The sequence below is a fragment of the Rhodococcus sp. ACPA4 genome (assembly GCF_002300185.1).
Taxonomy (GTDB): domain Bacteria; phylum Actinomycetota; class Actinomycetes; order Mycobacteriales; family Mycobacteriaceae; genus Rhodococcus_F; species Rhodococcus_F globerula.
On record NZ_NSDY01000001.1, the window covers coordinates 2,169,911 to 2,194,944 of the forward strand.

Here is a 25,034-nt window from a genome sequence, read left to right on the forward strand (position 1 = left end):
GCCTCAGCGCGAGTGAACAGCAGTGTTGGAACCGAGTGCGATGTCGAGGAAATCCCGCGCCGCGCCGCGCAATCCTCGCACCGGATCCCAGACTGCCTGCAATCTGCGGGGCATCCGCAGACCTTCGACGGTCACGGCAACCAACCGGCCGTCGGTGAGATCAGCGGCAACAGCCAAGGATGACAACACGGCCGGCGCGTTACCCGCAACGACAGCGGCCTTGACGGCAGTGCACGACGTCAGCTCGAGAAGTGGTGGCGCACAATCAGGTACCGCGTTTTCGAGTGTCATTCGAGTCCCGGATCCCGATTCCCGTTGAATGAGCGGTGTGCGGGCCAACTCCTCCACCGGAACGGGAGCGCCGTTAGCCCATTCGTGGTTTGGCGGCACAACAACAACCAGATGGTCACGCGCCACTTCACAGGACGCGAGTGAGCTCGGCACGTCCGGGCCTTCGACAAAACCGATGTCGGCTCGACCGGCCTGAACCTGCGCGGAGACGTCGGAAGAGTTGTGGAGACTGACCGAAGCTACGACGCTGGGGAACTTGTGGCGCATGGCTACCGTCCACCCCGGTACGAGGTACTCGGCGATGGTCATACTTGCCGCAACCGTGACAGCCGCGTCACGTTCGCCGCGCAGCGCAGCAACACCGGACGCCATCTCTTCTGCGGTAACGAGTATGTGACTGGCCCATTCGAGAATCAGCCCACCTTCAGCCGTCGGGCGAACACCGGTTGCGGCACGATCGAAGACTTTGATCCCGAGTTGGCGTTCAACCGATCGAACCCGGGCACTGACCGCCTGTTGACTCAGTCCGTGCTCCCGACCGGCAGCGCCCATGCTTCCCAGGCGGCCCACAGACAGAAGGACGTCGAGGGCGCTGAGTTCCGGGACTCGCGGGGACAGCGACATGCGTTCAGATTAGACCCACAAGCGCCATTTGTGGGCATTCAACAACAGGCCATCTACCGTCGGCAAACCCGACACCGACACACTGGAATGCATGAGCACCGCTACCCCGTCCGCATTCGCCCACATCACCCCGAACTGGTTTGCGGCAGCGATGGGAACGGGAATCGTGTCGGTGGCAGCCGCGTCTCTCCAACACGAGGTCGCGGCACTACACGTGGTGGCGGATCTCTTCTGGTTCCTCGCCGCGGCCATCCTGATCGCTTTGATCGGCGCGTTTGCCGCGCATTGGATCACCCACCGCGATCTTGCACTCGCCTACCTCCGTAGCCCCGCAATGTTCCCGTTCTACGGCGCGGTGGCAATGGCCCTGGTGACAGTCGGGTCCGCGACCGGTGTCACCGGCGCGAACTATCTCGGCCACAGCGCGGCGGTGACAATCTCGATAACTCTCTGGGTGCTGGGCACAACCCTGGGCTTGTGCACTTATGTCGTCATGATGGTCCGTCTGGTCCGCGACGCCGGCATGGCGACGGCCATGCCGTTCTGGCTCATGCCCGTCGTACCGCCGATGGTTTCCGCGACGACAGGAGCGGCGGTGACAACACACCTGACTGAAGGTGCCCTCCGCACGTCGGTTCTCGTGTTCTGTTACGTGATGTTCGCGCTGGCGCTCTCGGCCGCACTGATCATCGCCACAGCCGTCGCTCGGCAGTTCGCCGACAACCGTGCTCGCGGCGTCGACGCGATTCCGTTCAATGCCATTCCGTCACTGTGGATCCCGCTCGGCGTGATCGGCCAGTCGATCGGCGCCGCCAATCTCCTGGCCGACGCAGCGCGCCACGCCGTCGCCGCAGACACCGCCGACGCCCTGCACACCTTCGGGCTTGTGTACGGCACCGTAGTCGGCGCACTCGGCGTGGTGGCGTTCATCGCCGTCACGACAGTCACGATCCGAGCCCTGCGAGGCGGGTTGTCGTTCTCTCTCGGCTGGTGGAGTTTCACCTTCCCGATCGGAGCCTGTGCCGTCGGCGCCAACGCTTTTGGTATTGCCACCGATTCACAACTGATCCTCGCGGTTGCCGCTGCGCTGCTGCTTGCACTCATCCCGATCTGGGCCACAGTGGCAGCGCGCACCGTGAACTCCATCCGTAGCGGAGCGTTGCCCGCGCCCGCTTAGACGGCGCCGGTTTCGACCTCGCGCCCGGACTGGTGCCACTCCATCGTTCCGCCACGTACGGAAACAGCGTTGATGCCGCGACCCTGGAGGTACTCGGCAACCTGGAGACTGCGGCCACCGACTGCGCAGATCACGTACACCGTCTCGGCATCGGGGATCTCCCCCATCCGCGAGACGAACTCGCTCATCGGGATCAGTACGGCACCGGGGACACGCACCTGGGCGAACTCGTCTGCCTCCCGCACATCGATCAACGGCTCACCTGCCGCCAGTGCCGCTTCCAGTGCAGTGATATCGACTTCCAACATTGTGCGCAGTCCTACTCTCGTATCGGCGGTTGCCGGCTTTCCTCGGTAACCTAGCTCTGCCGTAACGGTACGCGGGTGCCTCCGGCAGCGGACGCGACGACCTGGCCTAACCACGAGTTCGATAAAGTGAACCCATGATTGCCGGGCGAAGCTGAACTGATCACGCGATGAATCGCCGCACCTTCCTCGTCTCGGCCGCTGCGCTGGTCGCCATCGGCGGAACTGTTGTCGCGTCAGCCGATTCCACCCGAATCCGTCCCCGGCGCGCCTTGGTCTACCGCGGGCCGGCATCATCACCCGGTTGCCCCGAGGCGGTTGGTCGGTTACTCGAATCCTCGTCCGATCCGTACGACGTGACGTTCTGCGGTCCGGACGAAGATGTTCCGTTGACGGCAGCAGCATTGGCGAGTGCATCGCTCTATGCACAACCTGGTGGCGGGGAACTGTCGGCGGCATGGGTCCACATGGAACAACATGCGGAGTCGATCCGCGAGTGGGTCCGAACCGGCGGACACTATCTCGGCTTCTGCCTTGGCGGCTACTTGGCCGGGGCCACACCGGGTTTCGGACTGCTGCCGGGAGACACCGCTCGATATATCTCGTCCCGCAAGTCCGAGATCGACACAACAGGCAACACAATCGTGAACGTCACCTGGCGCGAGGAGGAACGCACGATGTTCTTCCAGGACGGCCCTATCTTCGTACTGCGCGAGGACGCCCCGGTGGAGGTCTTGGCGCGCTACCGCAACGGGAAGATCGCAGCCGTGGTCAGCGACTTAGGCCTCGGACGCGTCGGCGTTGTCGGACCACACCCGGAAGCCGAGCGGTCCTGGTACACACGCGGTCTCACCAATCCGGACGGAATCCGATTCGACCTGGGCCACGATCTGATCGATACGGTCAGGCGTGGTGCGCCGGAGCAGTTGTGGACGCCCTCTCGGTAACAGCCCTCTTGCTTCGGTTTGCCACCATCGTCACAAACGCTTCCAACGGTCCACGCCCGGTAGTCAACTTCACAAAAAGTCCGATGGCAAAAGCGGCCAGAACCTGCAGGATGTACCCCGTCCACGCGCCGTACGTGTCGTAGTTCGAATTGATGAACCAGATGTGAAGCACGTACAGCGTCAAGGTCATCGATCCGGCGGCAGCCAAGGGCACCATCACGACCTTGACCAACGTATCCAGTTTTGTCCCCGCCAGGTGGCCGAGAAACAGCATCGCCCCGATCACGGCCATTGACGACCCTATCGTCCCCAACAGGTCCAACGGCGTACTGCTGTGCGGGCCGTCGACGGCAAGCCACCACCACGTCGAACCGAACACCGAACCGTCGGCGCCGTAGGCGATGATGTCGAGAATTTCCTCGCGCGACAATTCGCTGCCCGCCATGAGGTGTTCCAGTCCGCCGAGATGAAAGATCAAGACCTCGGACAGAATTCGCGTGCCGACTGCAAGTGCAGCGCCGAACACCAACAAGCAACCGGCCACGTTCGCAGATGTCAGCTTCAACCGGCCGATGACGATACCGGCACACATGTACGCAGTCCACGGAAGAGCCGGGAACTCCCCGTTCAACAGCAGTTCGACGGTCCATCCGAGTGGATTCTCGATAATGCCGACCAACGTCGGGTTGTCCAAGCTCGGTGCGGGGAGCGATGTCCCGAAAAATTCGATGACGGCCGGCACGACAAGAGCGATCAGCAGGCCGAGTGCTGCAACTGCACGTGTAGGCAAGAAGACAAGCGGGATAGCGATCACGAAAAGGATCGCGTAGTACGGCAGGATCACCACGGCTAGTTCCGCGTGGGTGTATCCCATGATCAATCCGATGGCCCCGACCACCGCGGCACGCGCTGCCAGTGACGCTGCGGTGGCACCACGATCACCACGTTCCACCCGCGCGCGACCGGTCGTGAAGGCAATTCCCACACCGGCCAGGACTGCGAACAACGCAGACGATCGCCCTGCCGAAATGCCGTAGGACAGTGTCGGGGATCCGTCGTCGCTCACGGCGATCAGTGAGTGGACGGCCATCATGCCAAGCAGGGCAATACCGCGGGCGGCGTCGATCCCGAGAAGTCGCTGTTTTTCCACTACCGGGATCTGCTCCGTCGGCGCGAGCGGACTGGCTGTCATCGGGTCATCACCGCGTTGATCAAGCGGTACCCCAGGTCGGTGGCGAGGTGCTCGGGTGCCCGCAAACCGTCACCCTGATACCAGGATTCGTCGGCTTCAGGATGCGGCCCGACTACCCCGACCCGACCTTTGCCGTAGTCGATCTTCAAAGCCGCGATACTTCCGTTCTGATACCGCGCGAGAATCGCTGCCTCGGAATCGTAGTAATCCCGGTAATGCCGGTCGAGTGAGAAGTACGGTCCGTCCTGGAAGTACATTTCCTCGATCTGGCCGCTCCAATCCACCTCGAGTACAGCACCTTTTGTGTCGTGCACTTCGGCGTTCTGCAACGCGACGTACTGGTCTGCATCACCGGGAAACAGTTCGAACCCGGGGCTGCGGCCCGCGAGGTAACCACCGAGGCAGAATCCCAAGTACCGTCCACCGGATCGGACGAATTGCTGAATCGCCGGAACATGGCGGCGCAGGTGCGTGAACGCCCTGTCCAGGTCACCGCCGCCGGGTTGTGCGTACAGCGCCGCCGAATGGAGCGTGGAATCGTCGATCTGCAACTCCTCGTCCGGTCCGACAAAGCGCACGTCGAAGTTCCAGGCGCTCGACGACAACAGATCTGCGACGGCTTCCGGGCACCCCGGTAACGACGCGGGGCCGCGGTACACGAGTGCCCGCGGGTGCGGCCGCGTGCTGTAGGTCGTGCTTCGACGGGTCTTGTTCTGAGACAGCGATACCCATTTCATGCGGACACTCCTTGCGCGACGACGATGTCGGTGACAGCTTGGTCGGTGACAGCTTTCTCGAGGACAGCTTTCTCGAGGAGAACAGTCGAGCTGTCGTCGGCGCGAATCCCCTCAGCGGGAATTCCGCGCCAACTCGTCCGCGCCGGAAGCTCTTCGCCCTTCATGAGCAACGACAGCGGACTGAGTGAGGCTTCCTCGCCGACAACCGTGTCGTAGAGGATGATCGATCGTGTCCCGATGCTGGCGCCATCGCCGATGGTGATCGTGGACATCTTCATGACACGGTCCTCGAAAAGGTGTGTCTGCAGCGACGACTCGGTTCCGATAGTGGCGTCGTCGCCGACGTGGACGAGATCGAATTCGGTGAGATAGGTGGTTCCGAACCACACCCGCTTGCCGATTGTCGTGCCGAACCAGCGCAGCACCATCGGCAGGAACGGGGTACCCACCAGCATCCCGACGCCGATCGGCACAGCCGCGCTTTCGTAGAGCCCGGTCGCAAATTCGGACCTGCGGACGAACTTACTCCAGAGCGGCTCAACCCGAGGTTCGTAGCGTCCCACAGTATTTCGCTTCACCGCCGCGCAGAATCCGATCACCGCAAGGCTCGACGCCATCGCGACCAGCGGCGCAACGAGGGCCGGAACGGGAAGTGCTCGCCCGAATGCCAAGGAGGACAAGACCAACAGATAAAGGTAGAAGCTCACGCCGAGAACTGTGGGTGGCAAGGTGGCGCGAAAGAACTCGATCACGTAGCGATCACGCACTACATCCTGCGGCGGCGTATAGATGAGGGCGTCGTCGTAATCTCCGCTGTCCTGACGGTTCGGCAGGTAGATAGCGGGCGAACCGAGCCACGACGTGCCTTCCGGAACACCGTTCACAGGCGGCACCGTCGCGACACCGATCAACGCATTGTCGCCGATCTCCATACCCGACGGGATAACCGCGGCATTACCGATGAAGGTGCGTTCGCCGATTCGAGTGGGCTGGAACATGATCCGGCCGTTTGCGAAGCTCGCACTTCCCACGCTGGCCATGTCGGCGATGAAGCTGTCCTTGCCGACGGTGAGCATGTCCGGGTCGATATGCGACACGGTGGAGACTTCTGCTCCGCGACCGATGTCCGCCCCGAGCAACCGCAACCACGGCGCGGTATACAGCGTTGCGTACAGCGAGTTCGTGAACAGCAAACTGAACTCGAGCAACTTGTCGACCATCCACTTGCGGATACCAAGACCCGAGCGAACAGGATGCATTCCGGCAGGCGCGTTGCGAAGAACGAGTCGTTTGTTCACGGCAACAAAAACACAGACAGTGATCACGAAAATCGGTCCGGTAAACAACGTCGCCACCAGTCCCGCCAAAACACCCCATGCCAGGAGGGCGCCCCAGACCAGTGCGATACCGGGAACCATCAGGGCGATGGCACCCACTTCGAGCGCCGTCAGACCGGCGATTGCTGCGAGGATGTGACGCACTTTCCAACGGGCACGGACACTTTCGGCTCGCATCATGGTTTCCACAGCCGGATCCAAGAACTCGGTCGGTACTGCCGGCGATCCTGCCCACCTGGCCTCCTGCGGCACGATGTGCCCGGACGGAAGCAGCGACTGATCACCGAGTGCGGCGCGTACCCCGACGGTCGATCCAGGTTCGAGCACCACGTTTGCACCGACAAATGCACCCGATTCGATGACGATCTTCCCCACCGTCACCGAACCGGATTCGACGCGCCACGGCCGGATGGTCGCACCGTAACCGATCGATGCGCCGTCTCCGATCTCGACCAGTGTCGGCAACGATATCGAGGACGTCGCGATGGTAGTGCGATGCCCGACGCGCGCACCGAGAATGCGGAGATAGATCGACATCAACGGCGATCCGCTGACCACGGGCAAAGCACCGACCGCGAGGAGCAGGTCGAGTGTCCACAGCCGCAGATACGTCGGACCCCAGAGTTTGTATCGCCCAGGCTTGATTCCTGCGGCAAGTGGGCGCGCACTGATGACCGGAAGAAACCAGCGCACGCAGAGATACGTGAGCATGATGGCTGCCAACATCTCGAACAGAACCGGCACCGACACAAAACCGTCGTTCTTCGTGTAGACGTACGAGACGGGAAGCGTCGTGATCAGCAGGAACACATAGATCACTGCCAACTGGATGCCTCCGGCGCGAGCCACTTCCGTATCCGTGTGTTTGACAGCAACATTCGGGGCAATCGGATGCTGGGAGCCCACTGCTGCCAGCGCGTGCGTGATCGAGCGAACAGTGGGATGGCTGTACAGATCTCGGATCGAGGGAGTTGCGCCGATGCCACTTTCACGCAGGGCAGAGATAACCGTTGCTGCCAGCAGCGAATGGCCACCAAGATCTTCGAAGAAGTTTGCTTCGACCGACATCTCGTCTGCGGGTATGCCGAACGCCCGCGCCCAAATATCGCGAACCGCTACTTCCTGCTCGTTCCGGGGTTCGACTACCGGGCCTGTCGGAGCCGAGAAACGTCGCCGGGTCGGTTCCGGGAGCTTCGATCGATCTACTTTGCCGCTGGGCATCACGGGCAATGCGGGGATGAAGTCGACAAATGCGGGCGCCATGTACGCCGGAAGTCGTTGCGACACCGCCTTGGCGAGTTCCCCGACCAGGTACTCGTCCTCGATCGGGTCGACCAGCACCATGTACGCGCACAGTTCCGACGGCGTCTCGTTTTCCGATGCGGCGACCAGCGCCACCACGGCTTCCGACACCGACGGGTGTTCCAGGAGAACACTTTCGATCTCACCGAGATCAACTCGGTGACCACGAATCTTGACCTCGGCATCGGCGCGGCCCAGATATTCGATCTCACCGTCGGACGTCCAGCGTCCGAGATCGCCGGTCCGGTAGAGCTTCTGGCCCGCCGGCACGGAAAAGTGATCGATGAATTTGTCGGCGGTCAGGTCGGGGCGTCCGACATAACCACGCGCAACACCGCGTCCGCCGATGCAGATTTCGCCCACCTCACCGTGGGGTACCAGCCCGCGAGCTTCGTCGAGAATGACGACGGAGTACGTCGGGAGTGGGCGACCGATCGTCACCGTCCGACCTGGCAGGAGTTCACCCCACGTTGCGGTAACAGTTGCCTCGGTGGGCCCGTACGTGTTGAGGATCTTGCGCCCCGGACGCGCCCACCGTTCCACCAGCTCACGCGGGCACGCTTCACCGCCGACCAGCAGATTACGAATCTTGGGCAGATCGCGCGGGATCGTGGCGAGCAGAGTCGGTACGCAATACAGCGTCGTAATGGCGCGTTCTTCGAGGAAATCCGCCAACTCGCCGCCAAGTCGCCGACTGTCCGTCGGTCCGGCGACGATGGTTGCGCCGCGGGCCCAGGTGGGCCAGATTTCCTCGATCGAGAAGTCGAAGGAAATCGTCATACCCTGGTAGACACGATCATTCGGCCGAACATCGTAGACGTCGGGAACCACGTCGAGAAAGTTGCAGATACTCGACTGGGCAACTTCGACGCCTTTGGGTCGACCACTCGAACCAGACGTGTACAGGATGTAGCAGGCGGGGTCCGGGTCCGATTGCGGATCCAGGGTCGGCCGATGCTGTGGCTGGAAGTTCAACACCGCCACGTTCGTGTCGAGGGTAAGCCGCGCGACGTTGCATTCCTCGGCGTTCGGCTCCAACTCTGTCGAGGTCAGCACAAGCTGAACTCCGGCATCTTCGACCACGTACGCAACACGATCGGACGGTGCACCTGGATCGATCGGCACGAAGGTGCCGCCGGTTTTGAGCACGCCCAATAGGCTTACATAGGTATCTACCGAGCGGTTCAGGAAGATCGCTACACGTGAGCCGACCCCGATACCCTCACCGATCAACATGTGCGCCAACTGATTCGATCGATCTTCGAGTTGGCGGTAGGTGATCGCAAATCCATCGCACTCGAGCGCGATTGCGTCCGGAACGGAGTCCGCACTTGCTTCGAATACGTGATTCAGGCGGCGAGGCCGTGTAGGCCGAACCGTAGGCCGAGCGCCGTGCGTGGTCCCCAACCCGGACCAGGCGTCAGCCCACAGGCCCTTGTGTTCCGACATGATTTCCCTCCGCGGGATGAATCCCGCCCCTTCGCACCGTGTTCCGGCTTCCCCAGTCCGGAACCCGGCCCTGTACTTCACTTGCCTGTACTTCACTACTCAACTAGCTGATTGATTGCACGGATGGACGCTACGTCGTTCCTATTAAAAAAACCAGCGCGAAAATTGCTCGATTCCAGAGGTTTGGAATCCAAAAGTTCCGTATTTCTTTTCCGCACAAATCGACGCGCTATCAAGAAATACCCACTGCCAGCAGATTCACGGGTAACTCGCAGACAACTGCCAGAGGAAACGTCTCCTCCCATGCCCGATTTAGGACCATTTGCCGTCAATGTGACTTTCGTCCCATTTTTTGGGCGACACTCACTTCTGTATCAACTCCGGCCTGCCCATCGGACTGATATTCGCCGCCGGGTTGTCCTGCATTTTCGCTCAAAAGACCAGCTAAACCGCATTTCGGTCGAAGACCACTTACCCGCACACCACGATGCACCACACCACCGCGAACGGTCGAGCATCGCCGAAGGTCCCTAGCGGGAAGCCCGAAACCTCACCATGCGCGCGCTGCGACGAAAATTTCCCGACGGACGCCCACAGTTGCCTCGACGAGTCCATGGACACCGAAAAGATACTCGAACAACAAGGCAAAGAATGAGAAAGAAAGGATGAAACCGGGGGTGAATGACACCACGTCGACGCCAATCACCAAAAGGGTGATATCGGGGGTGAATTTCATCAACTAAATTGCCAAACATGCGCTGGATACGCTAATCGTTTGCGCTGTCAGCAGTAATCCCGAGACTTCGCCGTGACACGGAGGTCCATGCGCTGCATCCGGTCTGCCACGACGGTCACAGCGCCTTCTGCGTTTTGCACTCTCCCCCGGATGAGGAGCGCCGGCGCCGTATTGGCCAGCTTTCGGTACTTGGCCCACAACCCCACCGAACACACCACGTTGACCATCCCGGTTTCGTCTTCGAGGTTGATGAACGTAACACCCCCCGCGGTTGCCGGGCGTTGACGGTGTGTGACCGCTCCCCCGACCAACACTCGATCACCGTCCGCAACGTCGAGCAGCCCGGACGCCGGGACCACGCCAAGCGCGTCGAGTTGCGGGCGGAGGAACTGCGTCGGATAAGTGTCGGGAGATACTCCGGTAGCCCACACGTCGGCCGCCGCCAGTTCGACGTCGCTCATACCGGGCAAGGTGGGGGCAGTGACCGATGCCCCCATCCCGGGTAGTCGATCAGGGCGCTCCCCCGCTGCAGCGCCCGCAGCCCATAACGCTTCTCTTCGCGAAATTCCGAAACTACCGAGCGCACCGGCCGTCGCCAGCGATTCCGCTTGTGCCGTCGTGAGTTCCACTCTTCCGGTCAGATCGAGAAATGACGTGAACCGCCCGCCGAGAGTGCGCTGTTCTACGATCTTCTCGGCCAGTGCGTCACCGATACTGCGCACGTCGCCCAGCCCCAATCGCACTTCGAGCCCCGCCGCTTCGACGGTGGCATGCGCCAGACTGACGTTGGCGTCCGCACCGTGCACTCGCACCCCGTGCCTGCGGGCGTCGGCGACAAGCGATTGCGGTGAATAGAACCCCATCGGTTGAGCCCGGAGCAGTCCGGCGCAGAACGCTGCCGGATGATGCAGTTTGAACCACGACGAGTAGAAGACGAGTGCGGCAAAACTCTGCGAATGACTCTCCGGGAAACCGAAATTGGCAAAGGCGTACAACTTCTCGTAGATACGGTCGGCAACTGCGTCATCGATTCCGTGAAGGTCGCGCATTCCCTGATACAACCGCGCGCGCAGTTGTTCCATCTTCTCGGTGGAACGCTTCGACCCCATGGCTCGACGCAGTTGGTCTGCCTCGGACGGCGTGAATCCCGCGACGTCGACGGCCATCTGCATCAACTGTTCCTGAAACAACGGAACACCGAGTGTGCGCTTCAGGGACTTTTCGAGCGAGGGATGATCATAGGTGACAGGTTCGAGTTTGTTGCGCCGACGAATGTAGGGGTGCACCGACCCACCTTGGATCGGACCGGGCCGGATAAGGGCAACCTCGACGACCAGATCGTAGAAGTTCCGCGGTTTGAGACGCGGCAGCGTCGCCATCTGCGCACGCGATTCCACCTGGAACACTCCCACGGAATCTGCCCGCTGGAGCATCTCGTACACCGCAGTTTCCTGCAGATCCAACTGCGCCAGATCAACGGTGACGCCTTTGTGCTCGGCTACCAGATCCATCATGTAGTGCAGGGCCGAGAGCATTCCCAGGCCCAGGAGGTCGAATTTGACCAGACCTGCGGCAGCGCAGTCGTCTTTGTCCCACTGCAGGACACTGCGATTGGCCATGCGCGCCCACTCCACCGGGCAGACGTCGGCAATCGGGCGGTCGCAGATGACCATGCCGCCGGAGTGGATACCGAGGTGCCGGGGAAACCCCTCGATCTGTGCGGCCAGTTCCAGCACCGGGCGCGGTATATCCGTCTCGGCGTTCTTGTCGATGCCGCCCCACCGTCCGACCTGCTTACTCCACGCGTCTTGCTGTCCTTGCGAAAAGCCCAGTGCCCGAGCCATATCCCGCACCGACGATTTCCCTCGATAGGTGATGACGTTGGCCACCTGTGCGGCATACTCGCGGCCGTACTTGGTGTACACGTGCTGGATTGCCTCTTCGCGGCGGTCGGATTCGATGTCCACGTCGATGTCCGGCGGACCGTCGCGCTCGGGTGCGAGGAATCTCTCGAACAAGAGCTCGTTACGAACCGGGTCGACGTTGGTGATGCCGATGGCGTAGCACACCGCCGAGTTTGCCGCGGAACCTCGTCCCTGGCACAGGATGTCGTTGTTCTTGCAGAACGAAACTATGTCGTGGACAACGAGGAAATACCCGGGGAAGTCCAAGGACGTGATGACGGCCAGCTCATGTTCCAGCTGTCGATACGCCTTCTCCGCACCCTCGGGCGGCCCGTAACGATCCAACGCCCCCGCCATCGTGAGCTCACGCAACCACGACGCCTCGGTGCGGCCAGGCGGTACGTCGAACGGCGGCAGTTTGGGGGCGATGAGCCTCAGATCGAAAGCGCACTCACGGGCCAGTTCGGCAGCTCCGCTGACCGCCTCCGGGTAGAGCGAGAACAACGACGCCATTTCCTCACCCGAACGCAAGTGCGCCCCACCCGTCGGAGCCAACCATCCGGCGGCGTCGTCCAGACTCTGCCGGGAGCGAACCGCAGCCATCGCCATGGCCAACCGGCGACGCGGGGGCGCCGCAAAATGCGCCGCCGTGGTCGCCACGGTTCGCAATCCCTGTTCGGCGGCAAGCTGTGCCAGAACAGCATTGCGCTCGTCGTCCTCCGGCAACCCGTGATGGGTGAGCTCCACCGCCACCCGGTCGGCGCCGAAACGTTCGACCAGATCCCGCAAAGCCGCAGCGGCGCTGCTTTTCCCGCCGGCGGTGAGAGCTTGCCGCACATGACCTTTCCGGCACCCGGTCAGGATCTGCCAGTGCCCACCCGCAGCTTCGGTCAAGGTGTCGAAGTTGTACTGCAACTTCCCTTTCTCACCACCGGCCAGGTGAGCTGCCGCGATCTCACGGGAGAGCCGGCGATAGCCTTCCTGCCCGCGCGCGAGAACCAACAGGTGCGTCCCACCGGGATCGGCCGCCCCCACTCGCGGTGTGGAGTCCAAGGACAACTCCGCCCCGAACACCGTCCGCATTCCCCATTCTCGAGCAGCCTCGGCAAACCGCACCACTCCGTAGAAACCGTCGTGATCGGTGACGGCAATAGCTTCCAGGCCCAGTCGGACGGCTTCCTCCACCAACTCTTCCGGAGGTGAGGCGCCGTCGAGAAAACTGAACGCAGAATGGGCGTGAAGTTCGGCGTACGGCACGGTGCTGTTGCCGCGAGCGAGTTCACCGGCGGTGTACTCCCCACGCTTGCGTGACCATGCCGGGCTGTCGTTTCCGTCCCCGGGAAACAGATCTTCGTGCTCGACTCGGCCGGCGCGTCCCGACAGAACTCGTTCCATCTCGGACCACGTCGGCGGTCCATTACCCCAGCCCATACTTGCCTCACCGATTGCGAACAGTGCCTTTGCGAACAGTCGCGATGCTGGGAGGGAAGACGCATCGTGCATCGAACTTATGTTCGATGCCTCCAAGTTTGGCAGCTCACCCGCCATCCGTCAAACAAGAGCGGCAAGCAACCCCACACGATCCTCGGGCGCACGCTTGGGGCAACTGGTGCACTTGGCTTCGCCTGGCACCTCGTAGATCAGGCAACACGACGCACGCTGGGTGAACCGTCGTCGACCCGCCGGCACCGATGTCAACGGATTCTCCACTCGCGCGGCGTTCGCCCCCGCGTTCACATCCACAAAACGAGGCCGCGGAATGGGCGCGCCCGCACTACGGAGGGCATCGATCAATCCAGCAGCGCAGGCACTTCCGCGCTCACGGCGTACGCCTGCCGCATCGAGCGCGCGGTTGGCAATGGAATCGGTGGTGATCGCCCACAACGCCTTCGCGCGCACTCCGGACACCTCGGCCAGCACCTCGATGACAGGCGTCAATGCCTCGTGCATCGCCCGAGCCAACTCGTCAACACCGACAGTGATCGGGATGAGAGAAGCAGCAACAAATCCCCCGAGATAGCCGTCGTCACGCAGGAAAATCCGGGCCCCGGACAGCGACGGATCGGCGGCAAAACCGGTGACCAACCCCGTTCCGAGCGGGATGCCGGTCAACGTGGAACTGGCCGAATACCACCACAAAGTGCCGTTGACCCGGCTCTCGTCACTTCCCCACCGCTTTGCCGTATCCGCGACGCGCGCTGCCATCCAGTCCGGGTCCGCCATCACCTCGGCCGGGATGGTCGCCGGATAAGCGTCGAGGCTTTCGAAAAACGGAACCGCCGCCGCCATCCGCGCGTAGATCGCGCCTATCTCGTTATTCACGCCAGCCCCACAATCTCCATCCGCGGACGCACCCCGTGCTCCACGCGGGCCTTGATCCCGAATACCTCGGCCAGCAACGATTCTTCCAGCACCGCAGCGGTGGGCCCACACGCCCGCAAGTTTCCCGCCTCGAGCACCGCCAGTCGATCGCAATATTCGACGGCCAGGCGAAGATCATGCATCGTGACCACGACGGCCAACCCCTGCGACGCCAACTCCGTGAGCAGCTCCATCACGATCAGCTGATGCCGCAGGTCCAGATGATTGGTCGGCTCGTCCAACAACAGGATCTTCGGTTGCTGCGCCAGCGCCCGGGCAATGGATACGCGCTGACGCTCACCACCGGAGAGCGTCGCGACGTCCCTACCGGCCAGTGCCTCGAGACCGACCTGTTCAATGCACCGATCCACGATGTTGCCGTCTCGCTCCGTCGTGCGATCCAGCCAATTTCGGTGCGGCGTGCGTCCGAGAGCAACGGATTCACGCACCGAAAGCCCACCGGACACCGCCGGTTCCTGAACACTGGCCGAGACGGTTCGGGCAATCTCCCTGCGCGACAATGCCGTCGCGTCCACCCGATCGATCAGCACCGCACCACCGCTGGGAGTCAGCGCGTTGTAACAGCAACGCAGCGCAGTCGTCTTGCCACTGCCATTCGGGCCGACCAAGCCGAGAATCTCACCTGCGGAAGCCTGGAAACCTATGCCGTGCAACACCTCACGATTTCCGAGCCGGGCCCGCGTGTCGACGAGTTCGAGAATCACTGCTCCAACCTCCTGTACTGCCGGTAGAGCATCCAGACGAATATCGGCGCTCCCACCAAGGCAGTGATCACACCCACCGGGAGCTCTGTCGATTCCGACACCGAGCGTGCCACCGTGTCAGCAGCCACCATCGCCACTGCGCCCAGCAATGCGGCGGCGGGAAGCAGACGGATTGCTCTGGTACCCACCACAAATCCCGCAAGGTGCGGAATCAGCAATCCGATGAAACCGATGCCGCCTGCGACGCTCACCGCAGCGCCGGCCAGGACGGACACCGCAAGCAGTGACAACACGCGGAAGCGTCGCACGTTCATACCCAAGGCTGCGGCGCCGTCGTCGCCGGTCTGCAGGACGTCCATCCAACGCGCGCTGAGCAGCAACGCAACTCCGACGACAACAAGCGCGACGGTCGGGAAGATCAGCGTCGACCATCTCGAATCGCCGAATCCGCCTGCTATCCAGTGCATCACGGACGTCACGTGCCGATCGTCGGCCAGAACCAGAATGCAGAACGTGATGAGCGCCGAGAAGATCTGGGCCAGAGCAACTCCCACCAGGATGATCGCCGTGGGCTGAGGGTATCTGCCACCGATCACCAGGGCGAGGAACAGCGGGATCATCGCGCCGACAAAGGCCGCGACGGGAATCGTGAAAACGCCCAGGACACCGACACCGATACCCAGCACGGAAACCAGCACCACCATGAAACCCGCGCCGGACGACACACCGAGAAGGTACGGATCGGCCAACGGATTGCGGGTGACCGCCTGTGCCACCGCACCTGAGAGCGCCAACGACGCACCCACCACGGCAGCGGTGAGGGCGCGCGGCAGGCGGGAGTCGATCACTATCGACTCCCGCGCCGCCGTCCACCAGGTCTCGAAAGTCCCTGGCGCCAAGCGTGCTCCGACTATCGCCCACACGTCACCGACGGGAATGCGCACCGACCCGAACGACACCGCCAACCCCAGCATGGCTGCCAGGGCTACCAGCAGTCCGGCCAGCAGAGCGCCGTAACCGGAACGTGAAAGTGTCACTTCGCCGGGTCAGTGCCTGCAGTAGCAGCACCCGGATGGAAAGCGCTCGCAATGGTCTGTGCCGAGCGCACCAAACGGGAACTCTCGAAGAGATCGGCAAGAGGCACCACAACAAATCGGTTCTGCGCGACAGCCGGAGTGGTTGCCATCAACGGCTGGGACCGCAGGAAGTCGATCTTCTGATCCGCTGTCTTGTCTCCGTAGTCGATGACGACGATCGCCTGGGGCGCGCGCTCGGCAACAGCCTCCCAGCTTGCATCGATGTAGGGCTTGGCACCCTCGGAGAAGATGTTTGTCACGCCGGAGTACTCGGCAACCAGTTGCCCGACGCCGACGCCACCGATCGTGGTCGGAACATCCTCACCGCTGTCGTAGAAGAACGCGGATACCGGCGCGGCATCGCCGATCGACGCGCGGACTGCGTCAAGGCCAGAGCTGATCTGTTCGGCTACGGCGCGAGCGGAATCCTCGACACCCAAGACCCGGCCGAGTTGGGCGTAGTCGTTCTCGAGCAGCCCGATATCGGGGAAACCGGTGCCGCAGTATTCCGAGAAGAGGAAGGTATTGATCCCTTTCTCGGCAAACGCGTCGCGTGATCTTCCCTGCTTCTCGTTGAATGCGCTGGTCATACCGCCGACAACGAAGTCGGGATCCACGTCCAGAATCTGCTCGGCACTCGGGAACGTGTCGGACAGACTGGGGATCTTGTTGAACTGTTCGGCTGTCTCCGCGGTGGGCGGGTTGTCGCTGTATGCCCGTCCGACAATGCGGTCACCCGCGCCGATCTCGATAAGTGCTTCGGTGACATGGCCGTTCAAGGACACAATTCTCTGCGGCGGTGAATCGAAGACCAGTTCACGGTCGCAATTGGTGATGCTGACCGGCTGAGCGAACGACTCCGTCGACGCGGAGTTTTCGGTTGCCTCACCTTTCGAACAACCGGCGGCCATCAACGCAGTCGCGATCAACACGACAACGGCGCGGGTGGGGGAAATCTTGAGTGACACGGGACCTCGCAAAAGGGCTCAGAGCCACGAATGAGAATCCTGGGAGAACACCCACCACGTATAGGGAATCCGCGGGCAGTGCTCTCGCTGGACTTCCGGTTCGTAGACCACGACGAATGGATGTCGCACACCACGCGGCGGGCATTCGGGCTCATTCATTCTCGATGATTCGAGAACGAACCTACCGTTGCGGGTCAGCGCCGGAATTGGACCGGCTTCCCCCACACGCATGGCTTGCAAGTGCTTCCAGCAGTATGCCTGACACATCCGAACCGAATCGCAGGCGGCCTCGCCACGTACATTCCGGACTCTCTCCAGAGCACGGTATTCCGCCACGGACCTCGAAAAAGGATTAGCATGCGGTACCACCGAAATTCGGAAACTCTGGACAGATCGGAATAGACGTGAAAAAGATTCTGAATTCCCTTTCCGAGGACGAATACGTGTTGATCCTCGAGACCAAAAAGGATCAGATTGCCGAACTCGACGAAGACGAACTGATCGCCCTGCACACGCGCATTCGTCGAGCCCGCAACAAGTACACAAAGTTGTACCGACGTGCGGGTTCGGCAAAAGTGGCCGAGAAGAAGGGACGCGGATCCGGTAAGTCGGCAAATGCGCGCAACGCCGGCAAAGCAGAAGTTTTCGAAGACGCGCTCAGCAGAGTGAGCCGCCGGCTGGCAGCGGTCTCGCGCCAGAGCGCCCGAGAGCTCAAGGACGAGCGGCTGGGCCGCGCTCGCAAGGACGCACCGTCCTTCAGCGACATCGACACGGGTAACGGAAAGGTCGCGTCCGCGGGCAAGGCTCGCGTCGACGAAACTCGTAGTTCTCCGGGCAAGAAGAAGTTCGAAGCGTCCAGTATCGCCGCCGGTGCACGGCGTCAGGCCAAGAAGGACAATCGCTGACTCCACGCACCAGGTATTAGCCGATGTTGCCGCTGAACGTGACTTACGTTCAGCGGCAACGGTGTGTCATGCCCAGAATCCCTCCCCGGATACAGAATCCCTCCCCCCGATACAGTCGGTACGGCCATGTCCGAAAATTTCACCGGAGTTGATCAATGACACGCTGGGCCCAAACCGTCGTTTCCCGAAAATGGTGGGTGCTCTCGCTCGCAGTTCTCATCGTGCTGATCAGTGGCGTGTGGGGTCTCGGAGTATTCGGAAAGCTCAGCCAAGGAGGGTTTGTCGACCCGGGTAGCGACTCCGCGAAGGTCGCAGCAATCGTCGAGGAAAACCTCGGACCGCAAACCGCGGACATCATTGCGATCTACACACCGACCGACGGCCGAAGTCTCGACGACATCGGCCCGGCGGTGACAGCCACCGTCGACGAATTCACGGCCAACGTCCCGACGGCCTCGGTGAAGTCGTATTGGACCGCCGACGCCGCGACCAAGGCAAATCTGGTCTCCAACGACGGAACGATGGGCGCGGTTGCCATCACCTTGGCACCGGATTCCGGAGTCACCTCCGCCACATTTTCCGATCTGCTCCCCACGCTCGAAGTGGAAGGCGCGCAAGCACAATTCGCTGGAAACACGGTAGTCGGTGTCGCCTTCAACACCACGCTGGAGAAGGATCTTGTTGTCGCGGAGGCCATAGCCATCCCGATCACCCTCGTGTTGTTGGTCTTCATCTTCGGCGGTCTTGTCGCTGCAGCCGTACCGGTTTTTGTCGGAGTTTTGAGCGTGCTGAGCGCCTTGGCCGTACTGCGAGTTCTGACGTCGGTCACCGAGGTCAGTTCGTTCTCGATCAACGTGGCCTCACTGCTGGGGCTCGGCCTTGCCATCGACTACGGATTGTTTGTCGTCGGGCGATACCGCGAGGAACTGAACTCCGGTTCCGAACCGGGTGCCGCAGCCACCCGCACGGTCCTGACGGCCGGTCGTACCGTGATGTTCTCGGGGCTGCTGCTGATCTGCGCGTTCAGCGGCATGCTCGTGTTCCCCCAAGCTGTGATTCGTTCACTCGGGTTCGGCGCCATCGCCGCCGTACTGAGCGCGGCAGTACTGTCGCTGACCGCGGTACCCGCCTTGCTTGCCATTCTGGGCCACCGCATCAACTCGTTGACGTGGCGCAAGGGCGCAGCCCAACGCGGAGAAGAACGTTCACGCAGGTTCTGGGGTCGCGTCGTCACGTGGGTGATGAAACGACCTGTTGCCGTATCGATCACGATTGTCACCCTGCTTCTCGTACTGGCGTCGCCGCTGCTGGGCGCGCGACTTGGCGAACTCTCGTACACCGCATTGCCCACCGACGACCCCGCTCGTACTGCAATGGACACGCTGGTCAACGAATTTCCCCAGACCGGGAACGGCGCAACACTGATCCTGCAGGCGGAGGGCGATACCGTACTCAACCCTGCCGAAGGCACGGCAATAGCCGAAGCCGCAAGCCAAGTCGAGGGCATCGCGCAGGCTACCGTCGTCGCGAGCACCAACTCGCTGATCGCAATCCAAGCGTTCTACAGCGAAGGATCCACGCCGCAGTCCCAAAGTGACGCTGTCACCGATCTACGCGAGATACCTGCGCCCGACGGTGCCGAATTGTTGGTCGGCGGCGGGCAAGCCACCGTCGACGACGGCAACAACGCTGTCCTGCACTGGTTGCCGGTCATGATTCTGATCATGGTCGGTTCGACCCTGATTCTGCTGTTCCTCGCCTTCGGATCAATTGTGTTGCCCATCAAGGCTGTGCTGATGGCTGCCTTGAGTTTGGCAACCACCTTCGGCGTCCTCACCTTCGTCTTCCAGGAGGGCCACGGCGTCGAACTTCTCGGTGTCAGCCAAACACCGCTCGAAGCAACATTTGTTGTCCTGATCCTGGCCGTTGTCTTCGGACTGTCCACCGACTACGAAGTGTTCCTCATGTCGCGCATGGTCGAGGCGAAGAACGACGGCGCGACAACGGAAGAGGCCGTCAAGTTCGGCACCGAGAGAACGGGCCGCATCGTGACGGCCGCAGCACTGCTCCTCATCGTCGTGACGGGCGCTTTTGCCATGTCAGGTCTTGGAGTGATGAAGTTCCTCGGAGTCGGCATGATCGTGGCGCTGATTGTCGACGCGACCATCATCCGCATGCTCCTCGTTCCGTCCCTGGTGAAGCTCATGGGCGAAGCAAACTGGTGGGCGCCGGAGTGGATGAAGAAAATCCACGCGAAGGTCGGCATCGGGCACTGACCCGCTCCTGGTTTTCCCTGATCGGGTAGTCATCCTCGAGGATGACTACCCGATCGCGTATATGGATCTCTGGGGCGATGTTCTTCGGCGCCAGGGTCGTCAGACTTGAAGCATGACAATTTTCGAGTGGATTCTCACCGTCCCCGCCATCGCCGTCGGCGGGGCATTCCTGTTCTCAGGCATCGTCACGGCGGGACTGGACTTCGACGCCGACGACGGAATCCTGGTGAACTGATGCACGACTGCGACTGATCACGACTGCGACTAATTAAGAATCAGACCCGAACCCAGTTCGCGAACCGACGTGGCAACAACGGGCCGAACAGGTTTGGGATCCGCCCCACAGCTGGGTGGACGCGGAGCCAACTCCGACGTCTGCGTTTCCACTTCCCAACTCCGACCGTCGACGTGCTCGACGATGCACAACTGACCACCCAGATCGTCCACAGTCAGATCGTCGATGCCGCAGGGAATGTACTGCCGGACAGCAATTTCCGCGACCTGTCCCACCGAGTTCCACGGACTCCGGCCCCGCAACCCGGGAAGATGAACTTGACCGCGAACCGCTGACTCCACCGCCGCAAGGCTTTCCGCCCCGGACAGTCGGCCGTAGGTATAGCCACTGGGCAACAGGATCATCGACGGCGCAAACCGATGACCACCCGTATGCGAGCATTCCCATACATTCTCACCGAACGCCGGAACCAACTCCGCCGCAATCGGCCTGCCCAGAACTGCGCAACACTGATCACGTTTTCCGTGCGCGCACACCAGCACCACAGGTTCCTCGACCCTGACACCCAGTCCTGGGGCCGGCCCACTGAGCAGAGCGAAGTCGATGTCGAGAAGATCGAACGGCGAATCGATCTGCAGTCGTTCACACCACGAATCATCGGGATCGGAACGAGCAAGAAGCACCGTGTGACCGGCAGACAGTGCGCGACCGGCAGACAGCGTCTCGTGTCGACCGGGATGTCTGATGAACATCACACGCACGTCCGCAGCGTCCGCGCGTCGACTCAATTCGGTGGCAAGTTCCTCCCCGAGAGCCGTGCCGTCGAGAACATCCCGACCCCAGGCACCGACAAACTCGAGGCACACCCAACCACGCACAACGGCCGCCGTGCCTTCCAACGGTTCGTCGACGGCAGACAACGCTGAGCAGGTCTTGGCTTCGGTCACAAGTGCCATTGTGTCAGCCCTCGTCAGTGAAACTTCTTACCCTCCTCGAGTTGGCTGATGAACTTCTGTATCCGGCGGGTCCTGGTCTCCGGGCGCTTCGCTTCCAACAGGCGATAGAAGATCGCGAACCGATTAGTCGAATTCAACGTCTCGTAGAAGGCCTGCGCTTGGGGATTCAAGGCCAATGCGTCGAGGAAATCCTGCGGCACCTCGGCTTTCGCGGATCCTTCGTACGCGCGCTCCCACCTGCCGTCGGCTTTGGCTTTCTCGATTGCAGCAATGCCCGCGGGTTCGAGCAATCCTTCGCTCTCGAGCCTCGCGACAATCTCCACGTTGCGTTTCGACCACGGGCTACGCGTCGTGCGCGGCGAGAACTTCCGCAAGAAAAAGTTGTCGTCGACCTTCCTCGGCAGACTGTCGATCCACCCGAAACACAGAGCGACATCGAGCGCCTGGTCGTAGTCGATCGACGAATGGGGTGATGACTTCTTGGCCATCTTCAGCCACACCCCTGGACTCACGTCGTAATTCTCGGATAACCACCGACGGAATTCCGCGCCGTCCGCAAAGTATTCGATATCCAGTTCCGGCGCCATCAGTACTCCTCTACCCGATTCCTACGGCCACCCGGCCACTGAGCTACCCATACTCTGACAAATCCCTGCGACAGATATCCGAGAGTTCCCAGTGCAAGCACCCATTTGCTGATGCTCACCGCTGTGGTGATCCGAACCGTCCTGTCGGTGATGTTGTCACGATGATCGAGCAGATACAGCCCGGCGATGTTCTCGACGTAGTCACCGGCAGCGGACAACACCGGCGCCGCGGCAAGCGCCTTGCGAACCGTCGGCGAGAGCGGGGTGCGCTCCCCCAACCGTCGGCCGGCGGCGCGCAATGCAATCGCGTAGATCGCCGGATGAACAAAGTCCGGGTAGTAGTGACTGCGGAACCGCGCCGTCTCCGCGCCGTCCATCTTCGCCAGAACCTCGCGGTACCGACGTGCGGAGAATGCCGTCTGCACCTCCAGAACCCGCGGACCCACCGGCCCCAGAAGTCTGACGATATTCGCCTGGGAGAGAACAAATACCGCGGACCACACAGCCATGGATCGCTGATTCGAAGTTCTGAACATGTCAGCAATCTTGCCAGTTGTGTGCGGCTTCACGTCAGTGGCGGCGTCCGGGTGAATGACTTGGACAAAAATGGGCATTCCCTGACGATCAGAACTGATCGATCACAGGAGTCCTCATGCCCACTGCCGCCAAACCGACGGTACTTTTCATCCACGGATTGTGGATGCATCCCAGCGCGTGGGACCCCTGGGCCCAGGCCTTCGCCGAACGCGGATACGGCACCATGTCGCCCGGTTGGCCTGGCGACGGCGCCACCGTCGGGGAATCCCGAGAACACCCCGAAAACATTGCGGGACACGGAATCGACGAGATCACCGAACACTATGCCAAGGTGATCGCCGACTTGGATGCTCCACCGATCGTGGTCGGACATTCCTTCGGCGGGCTTATCGCACAGAAACTTCTGGGTCGGAAATTAGCTTCCGCTGCAATAGCAATCGACCCCGCACAACCAAAAGGTGTCCTGAAACTTCCCCTCGTTCAGCTCCGTACCGTTCTCCCGGTCTTGTCGAATCCCGCCAACTATCGGAAGACCTACTCGCACACCAGAGATTCCTTTCACAAATCCTTTGCCAGTGCAATCACCAAGAGTGAATCAGACGCGCTCTACGAGCGATACGTAATTCCGGCACCCGGGCAACCACTCTTCGAGGCTGCGCTCGCCAACTTCAATCCCCACAGCCCCGCCCACGTCGACTTCAACGCCGAACGCGGTCCGCTGCTGATGATCGGCGGCGGACAAGATCGAACGGTCCCGAAAGCCAGCACCGACAGTTCGTTCAAGATGTATCACAAAGCGCCAACGGTCAACGAGTACAAGGTATTCGACGACCGTGGTCACTCACTCACCATCGATCACGGTTGGCGTGAAATTGCGGACTACAGCTTGGCATGGTTGAGCCGCAACACAGCAGGCACTCAGAACGGTGGTGGGTCGTTGCCGTAGTCGACGGGCTTGCTGGGCACGTGCTTTCGGGGTGTGGAGAGTTGTGCCGTCCGGTGCTGAATCTTGATGTGCCGGTGATTGCGTTCGCTTCGGATGCGGGCAGCTTTGTTCTCCAGTCGAGTTCGTCGCGGTTTGCCGCCTTCCGGTGGCGGTGGTTCCTGCATCCCCGTGAGTAGTCCGGCAGCCCTGGTGCGGTAGCAATGACCGGTCTGCGAGGTCAAGGTGAGGCTGCGATCCGGATTCGGGGCGAGCAGCCGCTTGCCGGAGTGCTTGAGGCGGTGATGGTTGCGGCAGAACGCACTCAGATTCGACGCAACCGTCTTGCCACCCTGTGCAGCGTCCGCGTGGTTGAACGGATCGTTGTGGTCGAGGTCGCAATTCCAGGCCGGGACATCGCAGTGCGGCCATTGGCAGCTTCCCGCGATGACCCGCAGCCACGCATCGAGTGCCGCTCCGGGGCGGTACACAGATGCCGAGGCAGGCTCAGGTGTCGGTTCGGGATCTGCGGGTACGCGCACTTCTTTTATCGTGGCGTCTTTTGCGATGTCGCGGGCATGTTCGGCGCTGATCACGCCGTACCCGTCGAGATGAGCGGGTTCATCCGACCCTGCGTGCAGTGCGGAATCGTGTACTACGACATGTACCAACGGCCGGCGCATGATCACCAAACCACTGCGGTCCTGCGGGCAATCACCGCGGTCGCAGTCGCACACCAACACCGTCGAACCACTCACCAAAGCGCCCAACGCGTCCGCTCTTCGCTGCTCATACGTGCGGGAATCGTGGCGACATACCGACATCGCCAACTCCCGCAACCGGCCGTCGAACGCCCGAGCCTGCTCCGCCGGGATACTGCCCAGGATGCGGGCCATGCCGTCCTCGGCGGCGCTGACCCCGACAAACCTGTCGGCGAGGGCGCGGCGTCGTCGTTCCCGCATCCCTTCCGGATCGACGCGGGCGACAATCCGGTCGATCGCCGCCGTCAACCGGCGACCCGTCAAACCGATACCACCGTCCACCGGTGGAGCCAACACCTGCTCGAGCAGCAAGCGTTCGACCTCGTCGATCAACTCGTCACCGACATTCGCGGTCGCGGACTCGATCAAACCGACACGATAGAAATCGAGTTCACCGCGGGCCATCGCCGCCCGCGTGCGATGCAACCGCGTCTTCAACGCAAAACCCAAACCGATGAGCTTCCCCGCCGCAGCACGGCCCATCGTCAAGACCGCGCCGACCTCGGATTCCGCCAACTCGTGCGCCGACGACGTCCACGTACCACCCTCGACATGCTCGGCACTGCGGCGGGTGAAGAACTCCGCCACCACCGCCAGCTTCCGCTCGACCAACATCGCTTCACACGAATGCAACTCGGCCATCAAATCAACCAGGGCGCAATCGGTTTCGGTACCACTCAGCTGCGCCGAGATACCGAAACTTCCCACCCCCGAATCGAACATT

The 25,034-nt window shown here is 61.7% G+C and carries 21 protein-coding genes and 1 riboswitch; of the genes, 6 read left to right on the forward strand and 15 right to left on the reverse strand.

Annotation, left to right across the window (positions count from 1 at the left end):
- Positions 1-3: 3 nt before the first annotated feature.
- The gene (locus CJ178_RS09930) at positions 4-915 is read right to left on the reverse strand and encodes a LysR family transcriptional regulator (RefSeq protein ID WP_033231295.1); all 912 of its coding nucleotides are present in this window, start codon (positions 913-915) and stop codon (positions 4-6) included.
- 91 nt (positions 916-1,006) lie between these two features.
- On the opposite strand from CJ178_RS09930, the gene CJ178_RS09935 reads away from it, so the two are divergent.
- Entirely contained in the window at positions 1,007-2,092 is a 1,086-nt protein-coding gene (locus CJ178_RS09935; RefSeq protein ID WP_095886621.1) for a TDT family transporter, read from the forward strand.
- Here CJ178_RS09935 and CJ178_RS09940 read toward each other — a convergent pair.
- Positions 2,089-2,400, reverse strand: coding sequence for a rhodanese-like domain-containing protein (locus CJ178_RS09940; RefSeq protein ID WP_045070729.1), 312 nt, complete (start codon positions 2,398-2,400; stop codon positions 2,089-2,091). The two genes, CJ178_RS09935 and CJ178_RS09940, sit on opposite strands and share 4 nt — an antisense overlap.
- A gap of 167 nt (positions 2,401-2,567) precedes the next feature.
- Between CJ178_RS09940 and CJ178_RS09945 the strand changes: the two genes are divergently transcribed.
- The gene (locus tag CJ178_RS09945; RefSeq protein WP_095886622.1) at positions 2,568-3,344 is read left to right on the forward strand and encodes a BPL-N domain-containing protein; all 777 of its coding nucleotides are present in this window, start codon (positions 2,568-2,570) and stop codon (positions 3,342-3,344) included.
- On the opposite strand, the gene CJ178_RS09950 is transcribed toward CJ178_RS09945, so the two are convergent.
- The 9 genes from CJ178_RS09950 to CJ178_RS09990 form a co-directional block, all read right to left on the reverse strand.
- Positions 3,301-4,536 carry a heparan-alpha-glucosaminide N-acetyltransferase domain-containing protein gene (locus CJ178_RS09950; protein ID WP_095886623.1) on the reverse strand — a complete coding sequence of 412 codons (1,236 nt, stop codon included), beginning with the start codon at positions 4,534-4,536 and terminating at the stop codon, positions 3,301-3,303. The genes CJ178_RS09945 and CJ178_RS09950 overlap by 44 nt on opposite strands.
- The gene (locus CJ178_RS09955) at positions 4,533-5,273 is read right to left on the reverse strand and encodes a BPL-N domain-containing protein (protein ID WP_080711574.1); all 741 of its coding nucleotides are present in this window, start codon (positions 5,271-5,273) and stop codon (positions 4,533-4,535) included. The genes CJ178_RS09950 and CJ178_RS09955 overlap by 4 nt, the downstream gene beginning before the upstream one ends.
- Positions 5,270-9,361, reverse strand: coding sequence for a Pls/PosA family non-ribosomal peptide synthetase (locus tag CJ178_RS09960; RefSeq protein ID WP_095886624.1), 4,092 nt, complete (start codon positions 9,359-9,361; stop codon positions 5,270-5,272). Before CJ178_RS09960 ends, CJ178_RS09955 begins: the two co-directional genes overlap by 4 nt.
- 550 nt (positions 9,362-9,911) lie before the next feature.
- Positions 9,912-10,097 carry a hypothetical protein gene (locus CJ178_RS09965; protein ID WP_033231297.1) on the reverse strand — a complete coding sequence of 62 codons (186 nt, stop codon included), beginning with the start codon at positions 10,095-10,097 and terminating at the stop codon, positions 9,912-9,914.
- Positions 10,098-10,144: 47 nt separating this feature from the next.
- Positions 10,145-13,432 carry an error-prone DNA polymerase gene (locus CJ178_RS09970; protein ID WP_095887919.1) on the reverse strand — a complete coding sequence of 1,096 codons (3,288 nt, stop codon included), beginning with the start codon at positions 13,430-13,432 and terminating at the stop codon, positions 10,145-10,147.
- A gap of 120 nt (positions 13,433-13,552) precedes the next feature.
- Positions 13,553-14,323: a (2Fe-2S)-binding protein gene (locus CJ178_RS09975; RefSeq protein WP_257013086.1), complete on the reverse strand. Its 771-nt coding sequence runs from the start codon at positions 14,321-14,323 to the stop codon at positions 13,553-13,555.
- Positions 14,320-15,087, reverse strand: a complete 768-nt coding sequence (locus tag CJ178_RS09980; RefSeq protein ID WP_095886626.1) for an ABC transporter ATP-binding protein — start codon at positions 15,085-15,087, stop codon at positions 14,320-14,322. Before CJ178_RS09980 ends, CJ178_RS09975 begins: the two co-directional genes overlap by 4 nt.
- Entirely contained in the window at positions 15,084-16,124 is a 1,041-nt protein-coding gene (locus tag CJ178_RS09985; protein ID WP_033231300.1) for a FecCD family ABC transporter permease, read from the reverse strand. The genes CJ178_RS09980 and CJ178_RS09985 overlap by 4 nt, the downstream gene beginning before the upstream one ends.
- Entirely contained in the window at positions 16,121-17,074 is a 954-nt protein-coding gene (locus CJ178_RS09990) for an ABC transporter substrate-binding protein (RefSeq protein ID WP_095887920.1), read from the reverse strand. The genes CJ178_RS09985 and CJ178_RS09990 overlap by 4 nt, the downstream gene beginning before the upstream one ends.
- Positions 17,075-17,249: 175 nt before the next feature.
- A riboswitch (cobalamin riboswitch) is annotated at positions 17,250-17,377 on the reverse strand.
- A gap of 158 nt (positions 17,378-17,535) precedes the next feature.
- On the opposite strand from CJ178_RS09990, the gene CJ178_RS09995 reads away from it, so the two are divergent.
- From CJ178_RS09995 to CJ178_RS33195, 3 genes are all read left to right on the forward strand, one after another.
- Entirely contained in the window at positions 17,536-18,036 is a 501-nt protein-coding gene (locus CJ178_RS09995; protein WP_033231302.1) for a hypothetical protein, read from the forward strand.
- A 155-nt stretch (positions 18,037-18,191) separates the two neighbouring features.
- On the forward strand, positions 18,192-20,312 hold the full coding sequence (locus tag CJ178_RS10000; RefSeq protein ID WP_095886627.1) for an MMPL family transporter: 2,121 nt from the start codon (positions 18,192-18,194) through the stop codon (positions 20,310-20,312).
- A 112-nt stretch (positions 20,313-20,424) separates the two neighbouring features.
- The gene (locus tag CJ178_RS33195) at positions 20,425-20,547 is read left to right on the forward strand and encodes a hypothetical protein (protein ID WP_255285219.1); all 123 of its coding nucleotides are present in this window, start codon (positions 20,425-20,427) and stop codon (positions 20,545-20,547) included.
- 29 nt (positions 20,548-20,576) lie between these two features.
- Here CJ178_RS33195 and CJ178_RS10005 read toward each other — a convergent pair whose 3' ends face one another.
- The 3 genes from CJ178_RS10005 to CJ178_RS10015 are packed head-to-tail and all read right to left on the reverse strand — an operon-like array spanning position 20,577 to position 22,626.
- Positions 20,577-21,503 carry a sucrase ferredoxin gene (locus tag CJ178_RS10005; RefSeq protein ID WP_095886628.1) on the reverse strand — a complete coding sequence of 309 codons (927 nt, stop codon included), beginning with the start codon at positions 21,501-21,503 and terminating at the stop codon, positions 20,577-20,579.
- Positions 21,504-21,517: 14 nt separating this feature from the next.
- Entirely contained in the window at positions 21,518-22,090 is a 573-nt protein-coding gene (locus tag CJ178_RS10010) for a YdeI/OmpD-associated family protein (RefSeq protein ID WP_033231305.1), read from the reverse strand.
- Positions 22,090-22,626: a hypothetical protein gene (locus tag CJ178_RS10015; protein WP_095887921.1), complete on the reverse strand. Its 537-nt coding sequence runs from the start codon at positions 22,624-22,626 to the stop codon at positions 22,090-22,092. Before CJ178_RS10015 ends, CJ178_RS10010 begins: the two co-directional genes overlap by 1 nt.
- Before the next feature lie 116 nt (positions 22,627-22,742).
- Here CJ178_RS10015 and CJ178_RS10020 point away from each other — a divergent pair, with 116 nt between their 5' ends.
- The gene (locus CJ178_RS10020) at positions 22,743-23,573 is read left to right on the forward strand and encodes an alpha/beta hydrolase (protein ID WP_095886629.1); all 831 of its coding nucleotides are present in this window, start codon (positions 22,743-22,745) and stop codon (positions 23,571-23,573) included.
- On the opposite strand, the gene CJ178_RS10025 is transcribed toward CJ178_RS10020, so the two are convergent.
- Positions 23,546-25,033 carry an HNH endonuclease signature motif containing protein gene (locus CJ178_RS10025; RefSeq protein WP_095886630.1) on the reverse strand — a complete coding sequence of 496 codons (1,488 nt, stop codon included), beginning with the start codon at positions 25,031-25,033 and terminating at the stop codon, positions 23,546-23,548. The two genes, CJ178_RS10020 and CJ178_RS10025, sit on opposite strands and share 28 nt — an antisense overlap.
- Between the last annotated feature and the right edge of the window lies 1 nt (position 25,034).